This window comes from Rhizohabitans arisaemae, assembly GCF_025996515.1.
Taxonomy (GTDB): domain Bacteria; phylum Actinomycetota; class Actinomycetes; order Streptosporangiales; family Streptosporangiaceae; genus Rhizohabitans; species Rhizohabitans arisaemae.
In genome coordinates this window covers 557774-575761 of record NZ_BLRH01000034.1, presented here as the reverse complement: position 1 = coordinate 575761, position 17988 = coordinate 557774, and the positions used below count along the sequence as shown (strand labels likewise).

The following is a 17988-nucleotide window of genomic DNA, read 5'->3' as shown; positions in this document are numbered from 1 at the left end:
ACCGTCACGTGCGAAAGGCGTGAAGCCGTGCGACAGCGCATGCGGGATCCGATAACGGGTCTGTTGTTCGTCCTGCCCATGCTGGTGCTCTTCCTGGTGTTCAGGTTCGTGCCCTCGCTGGGCGCGGGGGCGATGAGCCTGACCGACATGAGCCTCGGCGGGGAGTGGAACTTCATCGGCGCGGAGAACTACGCCCGGCTGTTCGACGACCCGAAGTTCTGGGACAGCCTGTGGATCACGCTGCTCTACGTGGCGATCTACGTGCCCCTCACCGTGGTCGCCGCGCTCGCCACCGCGCTTCTGCTCAACGCGGTCGTCTTCATGCGCGGGTTCTTCCGGGGCATGCTCTTCCTGCCGTACGTCACCAGCTTCGTGATGGCCGGTGTGATCTGGCGGTGGATCTACGAGTTCGACGGGCTGATCAACGGGTTGCTGGGGAAACTCGACGTCGGCCCCATCGGTTTCCTGGAGGACTCCGCCCTCGTCCTTCCCGCGCTGGCCGTGGTGTCGGTGTGGAAGGGTTTCGGGTACTCCATGCTGATCCTGCTGGCCGGGCTCAAGGCGATCCCGGCCTCCTACCTGGAGGCGGCCACGGTGGACGGGGCGGGACCGTGGCAGCGGTTCCGCCGGATCACCCTCCCACTCCTCAAGCCCGCTTTGTTCTTCGTGCTGGTCATCGAGACGATCGGTGCCTTCCAGACCTTCGACACGATCTACGTGATGACCGGTGGCGGCCCGGCACGCGCGAGTTACACGCTCATCTACGGTCTGTACGACCAGGGCTTCAAATTCTCCAACCTCGGCTACGCGGCCACGTTCGGCGTCGTGCTCTTCGCCCTCGTGCTCGTCGTGTCGCTGATCCAGCGCCGCCTGCTCGATCGGGGAAACGCATGACGCTCACCGCCACCCGGCCCGCCACCACGAAGGCGAAGCCGTCGGCCAAGCCTCGGCGCAAACCCTTCCGGTGGCCCCTGTGGGTGCTGCTCGCCCTGGTGTCGGCCATCACGGTGAGCCCGTTCGTCGTGATGTTCGTGGTCGCGCTGTCGCCGCCGGGCAGCCCGACCCTGCCGGTGCAGTGGCCGGAGTCGCTGTCCCTGAAGACCATCACGGACCTGCTGTCGGCCTCCGGGTTCCTCGGCTGGACCGTCAACACGGTGATCTACTCGGTGGTCTCCGTGGTGATCATTCTGCTCACCGCGTCCATGGCGGGGTACGCCTTCGCCAAGAAGCGCTTTCCGGGACGCGACGCGATGATGTGGGCGTTCCTCGCCACGTTCATGGTGCCGTTCCAGGCGACACTGATCCCCATGTTCGTCCTCGTCTCCCAGCTCGGCGGGGTGGACACCTTCTGGGGGCTGATCGTCCCGACGCTCGCCAACTCCCAGGCGGTCTTCCTCATGCGGCAGTTCATCCGCGACCTGCCCGACGAGTTGTTCGAGGCGGCCAAGGTCGACGGGGCCTCCGAGTGGCGCATCTACTGGCAGATCGTCCTCCCGCTGACCAAACCGATCCTGGCCACCCTCGGGGTGTTCGTGTTCCTGTGGCACTGGAACGACTTCCTCTGGCCGCTCGTCATGGCCCAGTCGGACGAGGTGCGCACGCTCACCGTGGGGCTGGCCTCGTTGCGTACGGAGGGAGCGCCGCTGGCCCACCTCATGGGCTCCGCCGCGCTGTCGGTGCTGCCCTGCCTGCTGGTCTTCGCGCTGCTGCAGCGCTATCTGGTGAACAGCATCTCGATGACCGGACTCAAATAGAGTCCTTTGGATGGAAATATCAACACCTGCCGCGCAGCTGCGGGATCGGCTGCACGGCACTCTTCTCGCCGCGGCGGCCACTCCCATGACGGCCTCCGGCGAGGTGGACCTCGACGTCGTGACGGCCTACTTTCGCGGCCTGCTCGACGACGGCGCCGACGGGCTCGCGGTACTCGCCCACACCGGCCGGGGTCCCTTCCTGCCCCCGCCGGTGCGGGCCGCCGTGATCGAGCGTGCCGTCGCCCTGGGCGTTCCCGTGCTGGTCGGGATCGGCGGCGCACCCGGTGCCGGAGCGCCGCACCCGGTGACCCTCACCGCGGACACGGCGCGACCGGCCGGGCCGGAGGCGCCCGCGGACCCGGTGGAACGGGCCGTGGCCGAGGCCAGGACCGCGGCCGAGCTCGGCGCCGCAGGCGTGCTGGTCTTCCCCTCCGCCCAGGACCGGCTCGCCGTCCACGACGCCGTCTGGCGCGGCTCGGGCCTCCCCATGATCGCCTTTGACCTCTACACCCGGCCCTGCCCGCCCGCCCTGCTGCGCGAGATCGTCCGCCATCCCGGGGTGGCGGGACTGAAGACGGCGCTGCTCTCGGACGCGATGGGCTGCCAGGAGGCGATCCGGATCACCCGGGACGCGGGACGGCTGGCGATCACGGGCGAGGACCGGATGTTCGGGCCCTCCCTGCTGTGGGGGGCCGAGGCCGCCCTGGTCGGGATCGCGGCGGCGCGGGTCGGCGTCACCCGTGCGGTGATGCGCGCCTTCGCCGGGAACGAGCTGCGGGAGTTCGAGCAGGCGTCGGCGCGGCTGGACCGGCTGGCCGCGGCGACGTTCACCGCGCCGATGGAGGGCTACGTCCAGCGCATGCTCTGGCTGGCCGCCGCCGAGGGGCGCATCCCGCACACCCACGCCGTCGACCTCTTCGGCCCGGCGGCGGGGGAGGACGGACGGGCGCTGGAACGGAGCGTTCTCGCCGAGGCCTGACCCGTCCGCGGCTTGGCTGGACGATCGCAGCCGGTACGGGCCGCCGCGTGAGCGTTGCGGCCTGCGGCGTGCCCGGGCGCCGGACCGGACGCCGCGCGGCGATCCGGCGCAGCCCGTACCGGATGAGGGCAGACTGCGATCGGCGGAGGCGGGTCCAGGTGACCTCGCAGGCGGTGCCGTCGGTGCGGGCGGTGAACGCGATCATGGGGACGGTCGGGGAGTTCCTGTCGTGGTGCTGCCTGCAGGGGTGGGTGTCGCCGGCGCCGGTGTCCGCAGCGGGCACCGGTCTTGAGGCAACGGGACAGCCGGCTGGGCTGGATTCGAACCTCCGGTCACTTCATGTCGCGCCGATCGCGCAGGATTTCGGCGCCGTCGCCGTCAAGTTGATCGCAGTACACCGAGCGTCCGGTCGTGGCCATCACCAATGCCAGGGTGGTGCCGGACACCAGCGGCCCGGAGCCCGTGGTGAAGGGGCCGTCGACGGCGACGAGTCGCAGGCCGGCGATCCGTCTCCTGGCGGCGACGACCATGTCCGAGCCCTGGTAGTACTCGGCGACCCGGGTGAGGGTCTCGATCGGGTACTCATGGCGAATGCCCAGCGGTCGCCGGATGTCCTCGGCGTGCACGATCGTCTCACCCAGCATCGCGATGACGGGGAGAGGCGGTTTGGTGGTGCTCGTGACGACGCGGCGGAACCTGTCATGCGTCTCGGCCGCGGTCGTGCCCAACTGCTCGGCCAGCCGCATGGCGACCTGCTTGTCGAAGTCGAACCGGCAGCGGATCACCCCCGCCAGCCACCGCACACCGTTGAGGCTCGCCCCTGCGGTGAGGTGCGCCAGCACCTCCCGCACGGTCAACCCGGCACACAGCGACGGCGTCGCCCACCGCTCGTCGGCCAGATCCACCAGGTCGCCCGCCAGGGCCGCCCGCTCGGCATGCACCAGCGGCCAGAGGCCGGCCACGCGACGGCCCTGTGCCTTCGGCGCCGGATCGGTCTTGTCAGACAGCCACTTCTCATCGGTCACAGGAGTCCTCGCGTCAGGTCGGTAAAAGACGGTCGAAAGTGAGGACTCCCGCCAGGGGGCGAAATCGTCGCTCACGAGCGACGCTTCTCGCCAGTCCGCCGACGATGATGGGAGCGGCGTTCGTCGCGGCGAAGACCGTGCCCGTCACGGGGGATGAGGATCGCCGCTTCGCCCGACATAACCCTTCTTGGCACGGCCGGAGTCGTTCAGCCGATCGGCAGGCGGAAGAGGTCGGCGGCGTTACGCCAGGCCAGACGGTCCGCCGCGTCGCCGGTCAGCCCGGCCGCCGCCACCGAGCCGAACGCGGAGGCCGGGTCGATGAGCGTGGAGTCGGTGCCGAACAGCAGTCGGCCCGGGTCCACGGCGGCGGCGACCTCCGCGATGCGCCCGGCGGGGAAGTGCGACCAGCAGGGCTCCAGGTAGAGGCGGTCGCAGGTGCGGGCGGCCTCGACGGCGTGCCGGTATCCGTCCGCGCCCATATGCCCGGCGATCACGCGCAGGCCCGGGATATCCCGGCAGACCCGGGCCAGGTCGAGCACCGAGGTGCCCCAGGTGTGCACCAGCGCCGGCACGCCCGCCGCCGCCACCAGGGTCAGCGCCTCGCGCATCCACGGGGAGCCGATCGGGGAGCCGGTGTAGTCAGTGTGGATCTTCGCCCCGACGAACCGGCCGGTGGGCAGGTAGGCGTCCAGGTCGCGTTCGGCGGCGGCCAGGCGGCGCGGATTGACGGTCACATACCCGTACAGCCGCTCGGAGCCGGGCGCCCCGGAGCCCAGGAAGGCGGCGAGGGAGCGGTTGCCCGCCGAGGCGTCGTAGATCACGGCCTCGGTGCCCGAGACGACCGCCAGGTCGATTCCGTAGCGGTCCATGGCGGCGACGGTCAGCGCGGCGACGTCCATGGTGAAGAACCACGGGCCCTGGTGCGCGTGCACATCGATGATCATGCGGGTTCTCCGAGGAGCAGGCGGCGGGCGTTGCCTCCGGCGACCAGCGCCGTCTCGTCGGGCTTCAGGCCGCCGGTGGCCAGGCGCAGCAGGGGGACGAGCGGCTCGTAGTACGGGGAGCGGGAACCGAAGAGCAGGCGTTCGGGGCCGATCTCGCCGACCGCGGTCTCCAGCGCGTCGGGGGAGTTGAGCAGCCGGGTCGAGGTGTGGAAGCCGGGCTCGTCGGCGGCCGCCACCAGGAAGTCGCCGAGGTGGTAGAAGTGGGTGTCCAGGAAGACGACCCGCAGGCCGAGGCCGGTGAACGGCCGCCAGAAGCGGCGTACGTCACCTCCGGTGAGCACGGTCAGGCCGAGTACGGCGGCCCGCCGGGCCACGTGGCGGACCGAGGGGAAGTCCGCTTCGACGCCCTGTTCGTCGGGGAAGAGGCGGACCCCCCGTACGCCCAGGGCGGCCAGGCGTTCCATCTCGCGTACCGCACCCAGGGGGTCGCGCAGGTCAAGGCTTCCGACGGGTACCACCGCCACCCAATTCCCGGGCGCCGAGGCCAGGACCTCGTCGTTGCCCGAGACCATGTCGAAGAGCGCGGCGCGCAGGCCCGCCGTCGCGGCCGCGGCGACGCCGTGCCGGGCCAGGACGACCGGCGCGGGGTCCGGAGGGAGGTCACGGTCCGGATAGGCTCCGGCAAGGACGTCCACGTCGAGTGTCACCACCAGGTCGCCGATCAGGTGCCGGGTGTCGAAGGGCGTCATGCGTAAGCCTTCCCTTGAGATACCGGCCATGACCATAATTGCTGGATCCAGGCAACCACAAGGGCTTGCCGCTCCCTTGACGCCTACTTTGGCTCTTGACTAAATTTCGGTCTGTGCCGAAATATAAGCCGAGCAGGATTGCCGACGCGCACCGGCTTGTCGGGCCGGTGCCGTTCGACGACTTCCCCGAAGACCCCCGGGCCGAGCTGGACCGGCTGGGCGTAGAGCGGGCGTACGTGACGCACACCCTCAGCCTCTACGCCGACCCGCAGGCGGGCAACGAAGCGCTGCTGAAGCTCGGCGACCCCCGCCTGGTCCCGGTGCCCGTGGTGGTGCCGGGCGTCCCGGGGGCCTGCGCTCCCGCGAGCCCGGATGAGGTGCGGGACTGGGGCGTGCGCCTGGTCCGGCTCTGTCCCGAACGCCACCGCTGGGAGCTGACCGGCCCGGTCTCGCTGCGCTGGTTGGCCGTGCTCGGCCTGCCCGTCGCGATCGATTTCGAGGAGACCTCGCCGGGCGGGCTGCTCACCCTCGCCCGGAGCCTGCCGGACCTGCGCATCCTGCTGCTGAACCCCGGGTACAGGCGTCTGCGCGCGATCGCCGAGCTGATGACCGAGATCCCCGGTCTGTGGCTGGAGATCGGCACCGTCAACACCCAGGGCGGCGTGGAGTGGCTTGCCGAGCGGTTCGGCGCGTCCCGCCTGGTGTTCGGCACCGGGGCACCACTCGTCGACGACTGCGGCCCGCGCTACCTGCTTGACCATCTCTCCCTCGGCCAGGACGAGGTCGATCTGATCGCCGCCGGATCGCTGGAGGGACTGCTGTGATCCTCGACGCGCACGGCCACATCGGCAGCTGGCCCGACTTCCTCATCCCCGATCCCTCCGCCGAGGGCCTGATCGCCACCATGGACTCCACCGGCATCGCCGCCACCGGCATCAGCCATCTGCTCGGCCTCGGGCCCGACGCCGTCGAAGGCAACCGCCGTGCCCTCGCGGTCGCCGCCGCCCACCCCGGCAGGTTCGGCGTCTGGCAGGTCTACAACCCCCACCATCGCACCCCGCCGACCGACGGTCCGGGCGTCTGGGGCGTCAAACTCCATCCAGACGTGCACCTGTGCCGCCTGGACGACCCGCTGTACGAGCCGGTGTGGAAGCTGGGCCTGCCCGTGCTCGCGCACGGCCAGACCGACTCGCCGTGGAGCTCACCGGAGCAATTCGCCGTCGTCGCGGCCCGCCATCCGCAGGTCCCACTGCTCATGGGACACACCGGGCTCTGGCCGTACGGCTTCCGCCGCGCCGCCGAGGCCGTGGCCGAGCACCCGTCTGTCCTGCTGGAGGTCTGCGGATCCAAGATGACCGGCAGGTGGATCGCCCGTCTCGCCGCCCTCGCGGGTCCCGAGCGGGTGGTGTTCGGCAGCGACGCCTGCTTCCTGGACCAGCGCATCGGCTTCGGCCGGGTCGCGCTGGCCCCGCTCGCCGAACCCGATCGGGCCCTCATCCAGGGGGGCAACCTCGCCCGTGTCCTCGGCCCCCGCCTCGCCCGCAATCCCGGAGGAACACCCCTATGAAGCTCGCCGTCGACGGGGGCACCCCCGTACGCACCGATCCCTGGCCCTCCTGGCCGCCACCGCTGTCGGACGCCCAGCGCAAACTCGTCACCGAGGTCCTGGAGAGCGGCCTGTGGGGCGCCACCCAGGGCACACGCTGCGCGGAACTGGCCGAGGAGTTCGCCCGCCGGTCCGGCGTCCCGTACGGCGTCACCGTCGCCAACGCCACGCTCGGCCTGTTCGCCGCCCTCCGCGGGCTGGGGGTGGGACCCGGCGACGAAGTGATCGTCCCCGCGTACACCTTCGTCGCCTCGGCCACCTCCGTGCTGCTCGCCGGGGCCGTTCCGGTGATCGTGGACGTCGACCCGGGGGACCTGCACCTGTCCGCGCGGGCGGTCGAGGCGGCGATCACGGGGCGGACCGCGGCGGTCATGCCGGTACACCTGGCCGGCAGCCCGGTGGACATGGACCCGCTCACCGCCGTCGCCGCCCGGCACGGCCTGAAGGTCGTCGAAGACGCCGCCCAAGCCCACGGGGCCGCCTACCGCGGTCGGCCCGTCGGAGGCCTCGGCGACGCCGGGGTGTTCAGCTTCCAGGCGAGCAAGGCGATGACCGCGGGCGAAGGCGGTGTGATCGTGTGTGCCGATCAGGCCGTGCACGGCGCCGTCTGGTCGGCCTGCAACCTGGGCAGACGGCTGGGCGGCGCCTGGTACGGGCACCCCGAGGTCGGCTGGAACCTGCGGATGACCGACATCCAGGCGGCGCTGCTGCTGCCGTGGCTGGACCGGCTGGAGAAGGAGATCGCCCGGCGCGAGGCCTTCGTCGCCGCGCTCGACCTCGGTGACCTGCCGGTGAGCGTGGTGCCGCAGCCCACAGGTACGACCCGTGACTCGCGGCACCTGCTGATGCTGCGGGTGGAGGCCCCGGTCGAGCGGGAGTTCCTGCTGACGGCGATGGCGGCCGAGGGCGTGCCTCTGGAGGGCGGCTACCCGCCGCTCGGCACCATGGCCGCGCTCACCGGTGCCGGGGCGAGGGCCGAGCCGTGCCCGGCGGCTGAGGAGGCTTCGCGGAGCGTGGTGTGGGTCCGCCAGCAGATGCTCATGGACGATCCCGCCCGTGCGTCCGACGTGAGCCGGGCGCTGGCCAAGGTCCTGGCGGGACGCAGCGCCGCCCGGTGACGGCGCGCACGTCGTAATCGCCGTCTATCGCCACCAGGTCGACGCCTGCGCCGAGGCCGGTCCAACCCTCCTGGCGGCCGGCCCGACTCCGCACGCCGCACTGGGACGGTGGATCGACCTCTTCGTCGACTTCCTGGTCACCAAGCACGGCCTCGCGGCCGCACTGCAGACCGACAACGGCGGCTTCGAAACGCTGCACGCCTACTTTCTCGACCGCCTCCTGCCGGTGTGCACCCAGCTCCTCGACGCCGCCGCCGCCTCCGGTGAGATCCGCGCCGGCCTCAACGCCTACCAACTCATGCGCGGCGTCGGAAACCTCTGCATAGGCGCCGACAGCGACCCCCGCTATGACGCACGTCAACTGGTCGAGCTCCTCGTCGCCGGACTGCGCCAACCGTGCTGACCGGACCGTCGCCGCGCTCACCGGTGCCGGGGCGAAGACCGAGCCGTACCCGGCGGCCGCGGAGGCCGCGGCGAGCGTGGTGCGGGTGCGCCGGCGGATGCTCATGGACGACCCCGCACGCGCGGCCGACGTGGGCGAAGCCCTGGCCAAGGTGCTCATCGGCCGGAGCCTCTCACGGGGAGGGCGGGCTCAAAGCCGGTCGCTGACCCCTTTTATCAAGTTTCCGACCAGCCAGGTCGCCAGGCGGCCGGGCAGGGGAGGGGCGGCGCGCAGGAGGCCTTCGCTCTGGAACAGGGCCCGCGGCCCGGAGGTCGCGATGCCCCGGACGGCCACGGCGGAGGCCAGTGCGGCCTGGCGCCCGCGGCTCTTCGCGTACGCGCGCAGCGCCGCGGCCGGATCCGCATTGCCCGCCAGGGCACGCAGCAGTGCCCCGACGTCCTCAAGGGCCTGACCGGCGCCTTGGGCCAGCATGGGGGGCATCGCGTGCGCCGCGTCGCCGATCAGGGTGCACCGGCCCCGGCCCCAGCGGAGCGGCGCGGGGTGCCGGTGGTGCGGAAAGAACCCGACGTCCTTCTCCGTCAGCGCCGCAAGCAACTCGGGGATGGGCGACGCCCACCCGCCGTACCGTGCCCGGAGGGCGGCCAGCGCACGGTCCGGGGAGGCGAGGTCGTCACCCGGCCGCGGGCGGAAGTCGATGAGCCACTGCAGCAGGCCGTCGCCCGCGGAGGCCATCCCGAAACCCCCCAGGCGCCCGAGGAACAACAGGGCGCGGGAGCCGAGGTCGAAGGGCGCGGGGACCAGGCCCTGCCAGGTGGCCACGCCGGTCGGCGGGGCGGCTGTGCCCCGGGTGCCCGATCCGGGGCCGAAGAGGGCCGCGCTTACCGGGGAGTTCACGCCGTCGGCGCCGACCAGCAGGTCGCCCGAGTACTCGGTGCCGTCCTCGGTCTCCACCCGCACCCCTCGGCCGTCGTCGTGGAGACGGGTGAAGCGGGCGCCGAAGCGGAAGATCTCCTCCGGCAGTCCCTCGGCGAGCCGGGCGATCAGCACGTAGCGAGGGATCACCACCATCGGCGCGCCGAACCGGGCCGCCATCCGTCCGGTGTCCATCGTCACCATCCGGCGTCCCCCGGCACTGCGGACCTCGAAGGCGTCGATGCGCCGCCCCGCGCCGTCCATCCGCACGCCGAGATCGCCCAGCACCGTCGTGCCGTTGCTCCAGAGCACGATCGCGCAGCCGGTCTCCCGCAGGGCGGGCGCCCGTTCGAGCACGGTCACCTCGTGTCCTGCGGCGAGAAACCCCTTGGCCGCCGCAAGCCCGGCAATCCCCGCCCCCACTATGAGAACACGCATCCCAGCCCTCTATCTCTCGTAGTACTACTAGTTGTAGAGAATAGAGAGTGAATGGCCGGTCCAAGATCCGGTCCGGTTCCGGCGAATTGAAATGGGTTGCCCCGGCTACCGTTTCGCCGTGGGGCGGGCGCGCACGTGGGCGCGTTCACCCTGTTTGCCGACGAGGCTGAGGAACTCGGCAATCCGATGGCCCAGGTTGGCGTGGCCGCGGCGGCGGGTGCGGACGCGGTGGACCAGATCAACGCCGATCTGATCGCCGAGGAGACCCGGCAGGCGGTCGCCGCCCGCCGCAACCCGGACGACGTCGGGTGACGGGCGGGTGCGTCATGCCCGGTGAATCGAGGCCACCTCGGCGCCCACCTGAGCCAGGGCACGAACAAAGGCATCTGCGGCCGCCGTCGCCGATGCCGGCCGGTGGCGGACCGAGGCGTACACGCTTCGGCGCGGCGGGTTCACCAAGGCGCGGACGGCCAAGTCCCGGCGAAGGGCCGGTACAAGCAGCCCGGGTGCCAGCATCACGCCATGGCCGGCCGCGACGAATGCCTGCTTGCCGAGCCAGCTGCCGCATCGGATGTCGATGCGAGGAGTGAAACCCGCCTGCGCACAGGCCAGGGAGAGTATGGACGCCGCGCCCTCGTAGTCCTCCACCCAGGTGTCCTGGGATAGATCGGCAAGGTCGATCACGTCCCGCCGAGCCAGCGGATGATCCTCCGGCAGCGCACACATCAGCTCCTCGTCGAGCAGATGCGTCAGGGCAAGGCCCGCATAGGCCGGGATGCCGGGCGGGTAGTCCGTGATGACGGCGACATCCAGTTCTCCGTCGAGCAGCCGGGGCAGCATGCGTGGGGTGACGTCCTCTGCGAACGCGACTCGCACGGACGGTAGTTCGGTGGCGAACACGTTCAGCGCCTGTGGCAGGAGGCCGGCCGAAGTGCTGGGAACGCCGCCGACCCTCAGGTAGGTGACGGGTTGTTCGCGCGAGGCGATCACGTCCCGCTCCGCGTGCTCGACGCGCCGGAGGATCACCGCAGCGTGCTCCAGCAGCACCTCTCCGGCGGATGTGAGTCGTACGCCGCGTGCGTGGCGTTCGAGCAGCGGTGTCCCGAGGCGGGTCTCCAGTGCGGCGATCTGCCGGGAGACCGCGGACTGGGTGTAGCCGAGGATTTGGGCGGCAACGCTGATCGAACCTTGTCGGTACGCCTCGCGGAACGAGCGCAGTGCGGTGATGTCCACGACTGAGCACCCTAGCCTGGACATTCCATTCACGCATGGCTGCTCTGCTGTATATGCGTTGGTCAGATGGCGGCACGGTGGAGGAGGATGCCGTCGTGAATGACACGAAGCTCACACACATCACCGCTCCGGATGGCGTCGCGCCGGGGATGGGATACACCCATGTGGTCATCGGATCCGGCCGTTTGGTCGTACTGTCCGGGCAGGTGGCGCTGAACGAGCAAGGGGAGGTGGTGGGAGCGGGGGATCCTGCCGCCCAGGCGCGGCAGGTGTTCGACAACCTGCGCAGTTGCCTTACGGCGGCAAACGCCACGTTTGACGACGTCGTCAAGCTCACCTACTTCGTGACCGATGTCGGCCATCTGTCGGCGGTCCGCGCCGTACGTGACGCGTACATCGACACCGAGCGCGCGCCGGCCAGTACCGCTGTCCAGGTGGCCGCTCTGTTCCGCCCGGAGCTACTGCTGGAGGTGGACGCGCTTGCCCTGATCCCGGAGACCGCGCAGTGAAGGTGGCGGTGTGTGGCCTGGGCAGGATGGGGACAGCCTTAGCGGAGGCTCTTGCCGTCGACGGGCACGACCTCACCGTGTGGAACAGGAACCCCAGAAAGGTGGCCGATGCCCGTATCGCCGCCACTCCGTCCGACGCGGCACGTGGCGCGGAGGCCGTGGTTCTCGTGGTCTTCGACGGTCCGGCCGCGGAGTCCGTACTCCTCGGCGAAACCGGGGTGACGGCAGGCGCCGCCCCGGGGACGCTGATCATCAATGCGACCACCCTCGCCCCGGACGAATCCCGGCGCCTGGCCCAGGGCGCGAATGCCGCCGGCCTGCGTTATCTGGAGGCTCCGGTGATCGGCTCGGTGCCCGCCGTGCGAAAGGGCGCGCTGCACGTGCTCACCGGCGGAGCAGACCAGGACGCGCGGGACGCGGAGTCCGTGCTGCGGGTCTGGTCACATGCCGGAGGACGTCGCCATGTGGGGCCTGTGGGCAGTGCCTCATCGCTCAAACTGGTCGCGAACCTCGCTCTCGGCACCGCGGTGGGGGCACTGCATGACGCGATCCGGCTCGGGTCCGGCCTCGGCCTGGACAGGGAGGACGTCCTGGACATCCTCCAGGAGGGGGTGCTCGGTCCCTTGGCGGCCGGCAAACGCGCCCGCTTGACTCAAGGAACCTACGGTGGGGCGGATTTCACGGTCGCCGCCCTGGCCAAGGACTTGGCCCTGGCGATTGCCGCGGTCGACGAGCCCTTGACCACGGCAGATGCGGCGGCGCGCCTGGTCGCGCGGGCCGCGGAGCTCGACGGGAGCTTGGACATCGCGGTGATGGGCCGCTCTTGGGAACCTAAGCGGTGAAACCTTGGGTAGGTCAGGCCTGCTCCTGGCGGGGTGGCGAATGCGTCGGCCCCTCCGAAACCTGGGACGAGAGGCAGGCCTGGAACCCCATCCAGCCCTTCGGCGCGCCTGGACCCAACCCATCCGGGTCGCCTGAGAACTCCACCCCGGCTCCACCCTGGTCTCCATCGTGGGGAGGTGCCCACATAGCCGGAGGATCCGTACGTTTCCCTCCATGAACAGACGAGAGGTCAACCGGCTGAACGTGATCAAGGCGATTGTGAGCTGGGTTCTCGGCGGGAAACGAGGAAGAATGAGCGGAAAGTCGATAGTTGCGTTGGCTGTCGTGGGGCTGGTGGTCTTGGCGGGGTTCATCGCCTACCGGCTGCTGGCGGTTGAACTCATCGCCAACCTGCGCGACTAGTCATCATTCCGCTCGGGAGCCACCTTATGATCGGCACGCGGATTCCGGCGAAACGACCGTCCTGGCCGGTCTACCTGTCACCGGGGTGGCGCGTTGAACGCCTGGTCGGCACGATCATGATGGTGGCCGCCCCGTTGACGGCCCGTCCGGGCGCGCTCACCGGCCTGACCTGGGGACAGCTGGGCCTGAGCCTCGCCGCCTGGTCGGCCTTCGTCCTCCTGGAGCGGCGAGCACCCGTACCCGCCCTGGTCGTCCTCGGCGCGTCGTCGTCGATCGCGGCGACGGCGGTCGGGCCGACCACCGACGGGACCGCGATGATCATGGCCTGCGTCGGGCTGGTGGCCTTCTCGATGCACATACGCCCCAGCCCACTTCTGATCGTCACGGTGACCGGTGCGACGGTGACGGTCGTCGCGTTGTCGTGCGTGTTCGCGGGCCGGCCGGCGGGAGACGCGTTCGGCAATGCGGCGGTGATGCCGGTCGTCGTCGTGCTGGGGCTCTGCAGGCGGCAGTACCGTGTCCAGGCCGAGCACGCCGGGCGGCTCCTGGAACAGACGCGGAGGGCTCAGGCGGAACAGGCGCGAGCCGCCGCGTTGGATGAACGGACCAGGATCGCCCGCGAGCTCCACGATGTGCTCGCGCACTCGCTGGGTGCGCTGGGGGTGCAGCTGGAGCTGGCCGACGCGCTGCTGAGCGAGAGGCGTGACCTGACCGGAGGGCTGGAACGGGTACGGCGGGCTCGGCGGTTGGCCGCCGAAGGCCTGTCCGAGGCACGGCAGGCGGTGGCAGCGCTCCGCGACGACGTTCCGCCGCTGGCCGAGGCGCTGGCCCAGCTGGCCGCGGATCACGGCGCCGACCATCCGACGCCGGTCCGTTTTGCGGTTGCGGGGACGCCTCGCCCGCTGTCTCCGGCGGCCACCGTCTGCCTGCTGCGCACCGCCAGGGAAGCACTGACCAACGCGGCCAAGCACGCTCCCGGTACCGCGATCGAGGTTCGGCTGGAGTACCGCGCCGAAACCGTTCTCCTGGAGGTGCGCAACAGGCTTGTTCCCGCCTCCGCCGACGGGTTCCGTACGCCTCCGCCCGCAGGGTACGGCCTGACGGGTATGCGTGAGCGTCTCATCCTGACGGGAGGACGGCTGGTCGCCCGGGAGAGGGAGGGACGCTGGGATCTGGTCGCTGAGGTGCCGGCATGAGTGACACCGACGACATCCGGGTCGTCGTCGCCGATGACCAGCAGATCATCCGGGAAGGGCTGGTGGCGCTGCTCGGGCTGATGGACGGGATCGAGGTGGTCGGCGCGGCGGGCGACGGGGAAGACGTCCTTCGCCTGCTGGCGGAGACCCCCGCCGACATCGTGCTGATGGACCTGCGGATGCCGGTGATGGACGGGGTGAAGGCCACGGAGCGCATCACCCGGGAGTACCCGCAGGTAGCGGTTTTGGTGCTGACCACCTACGCCGACGACGACTCGATCGTCTCGGCCTTGCATGCGGGCGCACGCGGATACCTGACCAAGGACGCCGGCCGGGCTGAGATCGCGGCGGCTCTGCGCGCGACGGCTTCCGGTCAATCCACGTTCGGCGCCGTCGTCTCCCGGCGGCTGGTGGCGGCCCTGCGACACCCGGACTCGTCGCGCCTCGGCCCGGTGGATCGCTGGAGCAACCCGGACAGACTCACCCCTCGCGAGGTGGAGGTGGTGAAGTTGATCGCCCAGGGCATGAGCAACATGCAGATCGCCACGTCGTTGTTCATCGGCGAGTCGACGGTGAAAACGCATATCAACAACGCTTTCGCGAAGATCGGTGCCCAAGGCCGTGGCGATGCGATCCGCTACGCGTACCGCCAAGGCCTGGCCGAAGCGTGAAACGGTCCGCAGGACCGGAGCCGATCGCGCGCAAGCACGGACTCATGCGGCAAGCTCACCGCGCCGGTGGGCGGGCCCGGTTCATCGATCTGTCCGTCCCGGTCACCGACGACGGGAGCCTCGGATCCGTACTCCAATGGGCCGTCGAGCACCTCGATCGCCCCCTTACCGTCGACGATCTGTCCCGGCGCGCCGGCCTGAGCGTCCGGACCTCCCATCGGCACCTCCAGTCCGTCACCGGCACCACACCCCTGAAACGGTTGTTCAACCAGCGAATCGCCCGCACGCAGACCCTGCTGGAGACGACCTCCCTGTCGATCGAGAAGGTCGGCGAGCACAGCGGCCTGGGCACGGCCGCCAACCTGCGCCGCCACTTCACCCACCTTGTCGGCGTGACACCCGCCGAGTACCGACGCGCCTGCGAGTGCCGCCCGGTAAGTCCGATCGGTCGCGAAACGCACGCGAGGCATCCGGAGCGCGCCGGCGCGCAAAGTCTGCCGCATCGGGTTGCCCGGCTACGGTTTCGCCGTGGGCCGGGCACGGAGGTGGGCGCGTTCGCCCTGTTTGCCGAAGAGGCTGAGGAACTCGACCGGCTCGGGGTCGGCGGCACCGAACCAGTGCGGGACGCGGGTGTCGAACTCGGCAGCCTCGCCGGGGGAGAGCACCAGGTCGTGTTCCCCGAGGACGAGCCGGAGCCGCCCGTTGAGGACATAGAGCCATTCGTAGCCTTCGTGGGTCTGCGGTGTGGGTTCCCTCCCGTGGCTGTCGGCCGGGAGGACGAGCTTGTACGCCTGGATGCCGCCCGCCCGCCGGGTCAGCGGCAGCATGGTCATGCCGTGCCGGACGACGGGGCGCAGGTGGATGCGCGGGTCTCCGGTGGGTGGCGCGTCGACGAGTTCGTCCAGCGTGACACCGTGGGCCCGGGCCAGCGGGAGCAGTTGTTCCAGGGTCGGCCGGCGCCCGCCGGATTCCAGGCGGGACAGGGTGCTCACCGAGATACCGGTCGCCGCCGACAGGTCGGCCAGCGTGACCTCCCGTTGCCGGCGCAGGGCGCGGAGCCGGGGGCCTACTGCGTCAAGCGCTTGGTCGATGTCGTCGTCCATGCCACTAGTTTGCCAGATCGGCAAGAGAGTTTGCGCATAAGCCCGATTCCTGTGCAAGGTTGCCGTGGAGGTGGTCACGGTGACCGAACAGCTGAAAGACGGCTATGACGTGGTGGTGGTCGGCGGCGGCGCGGCGGGGTTGAGCGGTGCCCTGATGCTGGCCCGGTCCCGGCGCTCGGTGGTGGTGATCGACGCGGGCGCCCCGCGCAACGCCCCCGCGGCTGGGGTGCACGGCCTGCTGGCCCGCGACGGCATCCCGCCCGCCGGGCTGCTCAAGCGAGGCCGCGAAGAGGTACGCGCCTACGGCGGCCAGGTGGTCCCGGGCGAGGTCGGCGCCGTGACCCGCGAGGACGACGGGGAAGCCGCCGGGTTCGCGGTGGCGCTCACCGACGGCCGTACGGTCCGCGCGCGCCGCCTGCTGGTGACCACCGGGCTGGTCGACGAGCTGCCCGACATCCCGGGACTGCGGGATCGATGGGGCCGGGACGTGCTGCACTGTCCGTACTGTCACGGCTGGGAGGTGCGCGACCAGGCCGTCGGAGTGCTGGCCGGCGGGCCTATGGCCGTACACCAGGCACTGCTGTTCCGGCAGCTGACCGACGACGTCACCCTCTTCTCCCACACGATGCCGCCGCTCGCCGGGGAGGAGGCCGAGCAGCTGGCCGCCCGCGGCGTCCGCGTGGTGGACGGCGAGGTGGCGTCCGTCGAGATCGTCGACGATCGTCTCGCCGGGGTGCGGCTGAGCGACGGCACGCTCGTCGGATGCGCGGCCCTGGCGGTCCAGCCGACGATGACCGCGCGCGCCGGTTTCCTGGCGGGGCTCGGACTGAGGCCGGTCGACCACCCCTCCGGGGTGGGTGCGCACCTTCCCGCCGAGCCCGGCGGCCGTACCGAGGTACCCGGGCTGTGGGTCGCGGGCAACGTCACCAATCCGATGGCCCAGGTCGGCGCGGCCGCGGCGGCCGGTGCGGACGCGGCGGCCCAGATCAACGGCGATCTGGTCACCGAGGACACCCGTGCTGCGGTCGCCGCGCGTCGGAACCCGGCGAACCACGGGGAGGGATCCGCCGGGCCGGAGGAGTTCGGTAAGGAGTACTGGGAAGAACGGCACCGCGGTCACCTCGCGGGCCACGGCGGAGGACCCAACACCCAGCTGGTCGCCGAAGCCGCAGACCTGACACCGGGTACGGCGTTGGACGCCGGCTGCGGCAGGGGGGCCGACGCCGTCTGGCTCGCCTCGCGCGGCTGGCGGGTGACCGCGGTGGACATCTCCGGCACCGCGCTGCGCCACGCGCGGGAACACGCGGAAACCCTCGGCCCCGAAGTCGCGAGCCGGATCGACTGGGTCGAGGCCGATCTGGCCGAGTGGACTCCCCCCGAGAACCGTTTCGACCTGGTCTCCACGCACTACGTGCATCCGGCGACCTCGCGCGCCGCGCTGTTCGCCCGCCTGGCCGCGGCGGTCGCCCCCGGCGGCACGCTGCTCGTCGTCGGCCACCACCCGTCGGACCCCCACGCCGGCGGAGCACACGGCCCGGCACCCGAGACGTGCTTCACCGCCGAGGAGGTCGCGGCCGGCCTCGACCCCGGCCGGTGGGACGTCGCCGTCGCCGAGGCCAGAACCCGATCGGTCCTCGGCCCCCACGGCCACGAGACCACCCTGCACGACGCCGTCCTCCGCTCCCGCAAACGCCCGTAAGCCACGGTCGTCCCGTGGTTCGAAGCTCAGCGCGTCGAGCGGCAAGACCTCGGCCGACGGTCAGCCGTCGCAGGCCGTACCCGGCCGGCGGCGTCACGTCGGCTTTGGGGACCGAGGCACTGTACGGGCGACGCCGGCCCGGGCGTCGGCCCGATCCGCGTGCGATACGGGCTGCGCCGTGAGCGGAGGCGGTCGGGCCGCCGGGCCGGTGAACGAGGGGATGGGGGAGACGGCGCAGATCGATCGGCACGGTCCGTTCGCCATCCTCTCGTGTGGGTGGTGGCCCCGAAGCGGGCCGCGAGGCAGTAGCCGACCTAAGCCTGGACGACGAACCCGCCGGTGAGGCCACCGGTGGCGAGCAGGTCCGCCGGGATCGACCTTGCCCGCTGCTGGCTATCCTGAGG

19 protein-coding genes and 2 pseudogenes are annotated in these 17988 nt (G+C 71.1%); 15 read left to right on the top strand and 6 right to left on the bottom strand.

Annotated features, from left to right (window positions below; translation table 11 throughout):
• Positions 1 to 27 precede the first annotated feature (27 nt).
• From RUR_RS18190 to RUR_RS18180, 3 genes are read left to right on the top strand one after another with little or no spacing between them, the layout of a single operon-like run.
• On the top strand, positions 28 to 894 hold the full coding sequence (locus RUR_RS18190) for a carbohydrate ABC transporter permease (RefSeq protein WP_283136268.1): 867 nt from the start codon (positions 28 to 30) through the stop codon (positions 892 to 894).
• Positions 891 to 1754, top strand: coding sequence for a carbohydrate ABC transporter permease (locus tag RUR_RS18185; RefSeq protein ID WP_283136267.1), 864 nt, complete (start codon positions 891 to 893; stop codon positions 1752 to 1754). Before RUR_RS18190 ends, RUR_RS18185 begins: the two co-directional genes overlap by 4 nt.
• Before the next feature lie 10 nt (positions 1755 to 1764).
• Complete coding sequence (locus RUR_RS18180) at positions 1765 to 2733, top strand: dihydrodipicolinate synthase family protein (protein WP_283136266.1); 969 nt, start codon at positions 1765 to 1767, stop codon at positions 2731 to 2733.
• Positions 2734 to 3065: 332 nt separating this feature from the next.
• Here the strand turns inward: RUR_RS18180 and RUR_RS18175 are convergent, their stop codons facing one another.
• From RUR_RS18175 to RUR_RS18165, 3 genes are all read right to left on the bottom strand, one after another.
• A complete protein-coding gene (locus tag RUR_RS18175; RefSeq protein WP_346349057.1) occupies positions 3066 to 3695 on the bottom strand; it encodes a maleylpyruvate isomerase family mycothiol-dependent enzyme in 630 nt (209 codons plus the stop codon).
• A gap of 269 nt (positions 3696 to 3964) precedes the next feature.
• On the bottom strand, positions 3965 to 4702 hold the full coding sequence (locus RUR_RS18170; protein WP_283136264.1) for an amidohydrolase family protein: 738 nt from the start codon (positions 4700 to 4702) through the stop codon (positions 3965 to 3967).
• Positions 4699 to 5451: an amidohydrolase family protein gene (locus RUR_RS18165; RefSeq protein ID WP_283136263.1), complete on the bottom strand. Its 753-nt coding sequence runs from the start codon at positions 5449 to 5451 to the stop codon at positions 4699 to 4701. The genes RUR_RS18170 and RUR_RS18165 overlap by 4 nt, the downstream gene beginning before the upstream one ends.
• Before the next feature lie 113 nt (positions 5452 to 5564).
• On the opposite strand from RUR_RS18165, the gene RUR_RS18160 reads away from it, so the two are divergent.
• The 4 genes and pseudogenes from RUR_RS18160 to RUR_RS18145 form a co-directional block, all read left to right on the top strand.
• Positions 5565 to 6275, top strand: coding sequence for an amidohydrolase family protein (locus RUR_RS18160; RefSeq protein WP_283136262.1), 711 nt, complete (start codon positions 5565 to 5567; stop codon positions 6273 to 6275).
• Complete coding sequence (locus tag RUR_RS18155) at positions 6272 to 7018, top strand: amidohydrolase family protein (protein ID WP_283136261.1); 747 nt, start codon at positions 6272 to 6274, stop codon at positions 7016 to 7018. The genes RUR_RS18160 and RUR_RS18155 overlap by 4 nt, the downstream gene beginning before the upstream one ends.
• Positions 7015 to 8175, top strand: a complete 1161-nt coding sequence (locus RUR_RS18150) for a DegT/DnrJ/EryC1/StrS family aminotransferase (RefSeq protein ID WP_283136260.1) — start codon at positions 7015 to 7017, stop codon at positions 8173 to 8175. The genes RUR_RS18155 and RUR_RS18150 overlap by 4 nt, the downstream gene beginning before the upstream one ends.
• Before the next feature lie 4 nt (positions 8176 to 8179).
• Positions 8180 to 8578, top strand: a pseudogene (locus RUR_RS18145) (SbtR family transcriptional regulator); the annotation flags it as partial.
• 189 nt (positions 8579 to 8767) lie between these two features.
• Here the strand turns inward: RUR_RS18145 and RUR_RS18140 are convergent.
• Positions 8768 to 9928 carry an FAD-dependent monooxygenase gene (locus tag RUR_RS18140; protein ID WP_283136259.1) on the bottom strand — a complete coding sequence of 387 codons (1161 nt, stop codon included), beginning with the start codon at positions 9926 to 9928 and terminating at the stop codon, positions 8768 to 8770.
• Between the two features lie 135 nt (positions 9929 to 10063).
• Between RUR_RS18140 and RUR_RS18135 the strand changes: the two genes are divergently transcribed.
• On the top strand, positions 10064 to 10240 hold the full coding sequence (locus tag RUR_RS18135) for a hypothetical protein (RefSeq protein ID WP_283136258.1): 177 nt from the start codon (positions 10064 to 10066) through the stop codon (positions 10238 to 10240).
• 12 nt (positions 10241 to 10252) lie between these two features.
• On the opposite strand, the gene RUR_RS18130 is transcribed toward RUR_RS18135, so the two are convergent.
• The gene (locus RUR_RS18130; RefSeq protein ID WP_283136257.1) at positions 10253 to 11161 is read right to left on the bottom strand and encodes a LysR family transcriptional regulator; all 909 of its coding nucleotides are present in this window, start codon (positions 11159 to 11161) and stop codon (positions 10253 to 10255) included.
• 35 nt (positions 11162 to 11196) lie between these two features.
• Between RUR_RS18130 and RUR_RS18125 the strand changes: the two genes are divergently transcribed.
• The 6 genes and pseudogenes from RUR_RS18125 to RUR_RS18100 form a co-directional block, all read left to right on the top strand.
• Positions 11197 to 11670 carry a RidA family protein gene (locus RUR_RS18125; protein ID WP_283136256.1) on the top strand — a complete coding sequence of 158 codons (474 nt, stop codon included), beginning with the start codon at positions 11197 to 11199 and terminating at the stop codon, positions 11668 to 11670.
• Positions 11667 to 12512 carry an NAD(P)-dependent oxidoreductase gene (locus tag RUR_RS18120; protein ID WP_346349046.1) on the top strand — a complete coding sequence of 282 codons (846 nt, stop codon included), beginning with the start codon at positions 11667 to 11669 and terminating at the stop codon, positions 12510 to 12512. The genes RUR_RS18125 and RUR_RS18120 overlap by 4 nt, the downstream gene beginning before the upstream one ends.
• A gap of 214 nt (positions 12513 to 12726) precedes the next feature.
• Positions 12727 to 12915 (top strand): hypothetical protein, encoded by a 189-nt coding sequence (locus RUR_RS18115; RefSeq protein ID WP_283136255.1) that lies wholly within the window; start codon positions 12727 to 12729, stop codon positions 12913 to 12915.
• Between the two features lie 26 nt (positions 12916 to 12941).
• Complete coding sequence (locus tag RUR_RS18110; protein ID WP_283136254.1) at positions 12942 to 14111, top strand: sensor histidine kinase; 1170 nt, start codon at positions 12942 to 12944, stop codon at positions 14109 to 14111.
• Positions 14108 to 14782, top strand: a complete 675-nt coding sequence (locus RUR_RS18105; RefSeq protein WP_283136253.1) for a response regulator transcription factor — start codon at positions 14108 to 14110, stop codon at positions 14780 to 14782. Before RUR_RS18110 ends, RUR_RS18105 begins: the two co-directional genes overlap by 4 nt.
• 44 nt (positions 14783 to 14826) lie before the next feature.
• Positions 14827 to 15138: pseudogene (locus RUR_RS18100) on the top strand (AraC family transcriptional regulator); the annotation flags it as partial.
• A gap of 159 nt (positions 15139 to 15297) precedes the next feature.
• Here RUR_RS18100 and RUR_RS18095 read toward each other — a convergent pair.
• A complete protein-coding gene (locus RUR_RS18095; protein WP_283136252.1) occupies positions 15298 to 15885 on the bottom strand; it encodes a helix-turn-helix domain-containing protein in 588 nt (195 codons plus the stop codon).
• A 79-nt stretch (positions 15886 to 15964) separates the two neighbouring features.
• Between RUR_RS18095 and RUR_RS36720 the strand changes: the two genes are divergently transcribed.
• A complete protein-coding gene (locus tag RUR_RS36720; RefSeq protein ID WP_346349045.1) occupies positions 15965 to 17584 on the top strand; it encodes an FAD-dependent oxidoreductase in 1620 nt (539 codons plus the stop codon).
• Positions 17585 to 17988: the final 404 nt, after the last annotated feature.

What these genes read in the sequence shown, in the direction of transcription:
- RUR_RS18185 (WP_283136267.1), top strand. Translation starts at nt 891, where the DNA reads ATGACGCTCACCGCCACCCGGCCCGCCACCACGAAGGCGAAGCCGTCG.
- RUR_RS18180 (WP_283136266.1), top strand. Translation starts at nt 1,765, where the DNA reads ATGGAAATATCAACACCTGCCGCGCAGCTGCGGGATCGGCTGCACGGC.
- RUR_RS18170 (WP_283136264.1), bottom strand. Translation starts at nt 4,702, where the DNA reads ATGATCATCGATGTGCACGCGCACCAGGGCCCGTGGTTCTTCACCATG.
- RUR_RS18165 (WP_283136263.1), bottom strand. Translation starts at nt 5,451, where the DNA reads ATGACGCCCTTCGACACCCGGCACCTGATCGGCGACCTGGTGGTGACA.
- RUR_RS18150 (WP_283136260.1), top strand. Translation starts at nt 7,015, where the DNA reads ATGAAGCTCGCCGTCGACGGGGGCACCCCCGTACGCACCGATCCCTGG.
- RUR_RS18140 (WP_283136259.1), bottom strand. Translation starts at nt 9,928, where the DNA reads ATGCGTGTTCTCATAGTGGGGGCGGGGATTGCCGGGCTTGCGGCGGCC.
- RUR_RS18125 (WP_283136256.1), top strand. Translation starts at nt 11,197, where the DNA reads ATGGCTGCTCTGCTGTATATGCGTTGGTCAGATGGCGGCACGGTGGAG.
- RUR_RS18115 (WP_283136255.1), top strand. Translation starts at nt 12,727, where the DNA reads ATGAACAGACGAGAGGTCAACCGGCTGAACGTGATCAAGGCGATTGTG.
- RUR_RS18110 (WP_283136254.1), top strand. Translation starts at nt 12,942, where the DNA reads ATGATCGGCACGCGGATTCCGGCGAAACGACCGTCCTGGCCGGTCTAC.
- RUR_RS18105 (WP_283136253.1), top strand. Translation starts at nt 14,108, where the DNA reads ATGAGTGACACCGACGACATCCGGGTCGTCGTCGCCGATGACCAGCAG.
- RUR_RS18095 (WP_283136252.1), bottom strand. Translation starts at nt 15,885, where the DNA reads ATGGACGACGACATCGACCAAGCGCTTGACGCAGTAGGCCCCCGGCTC.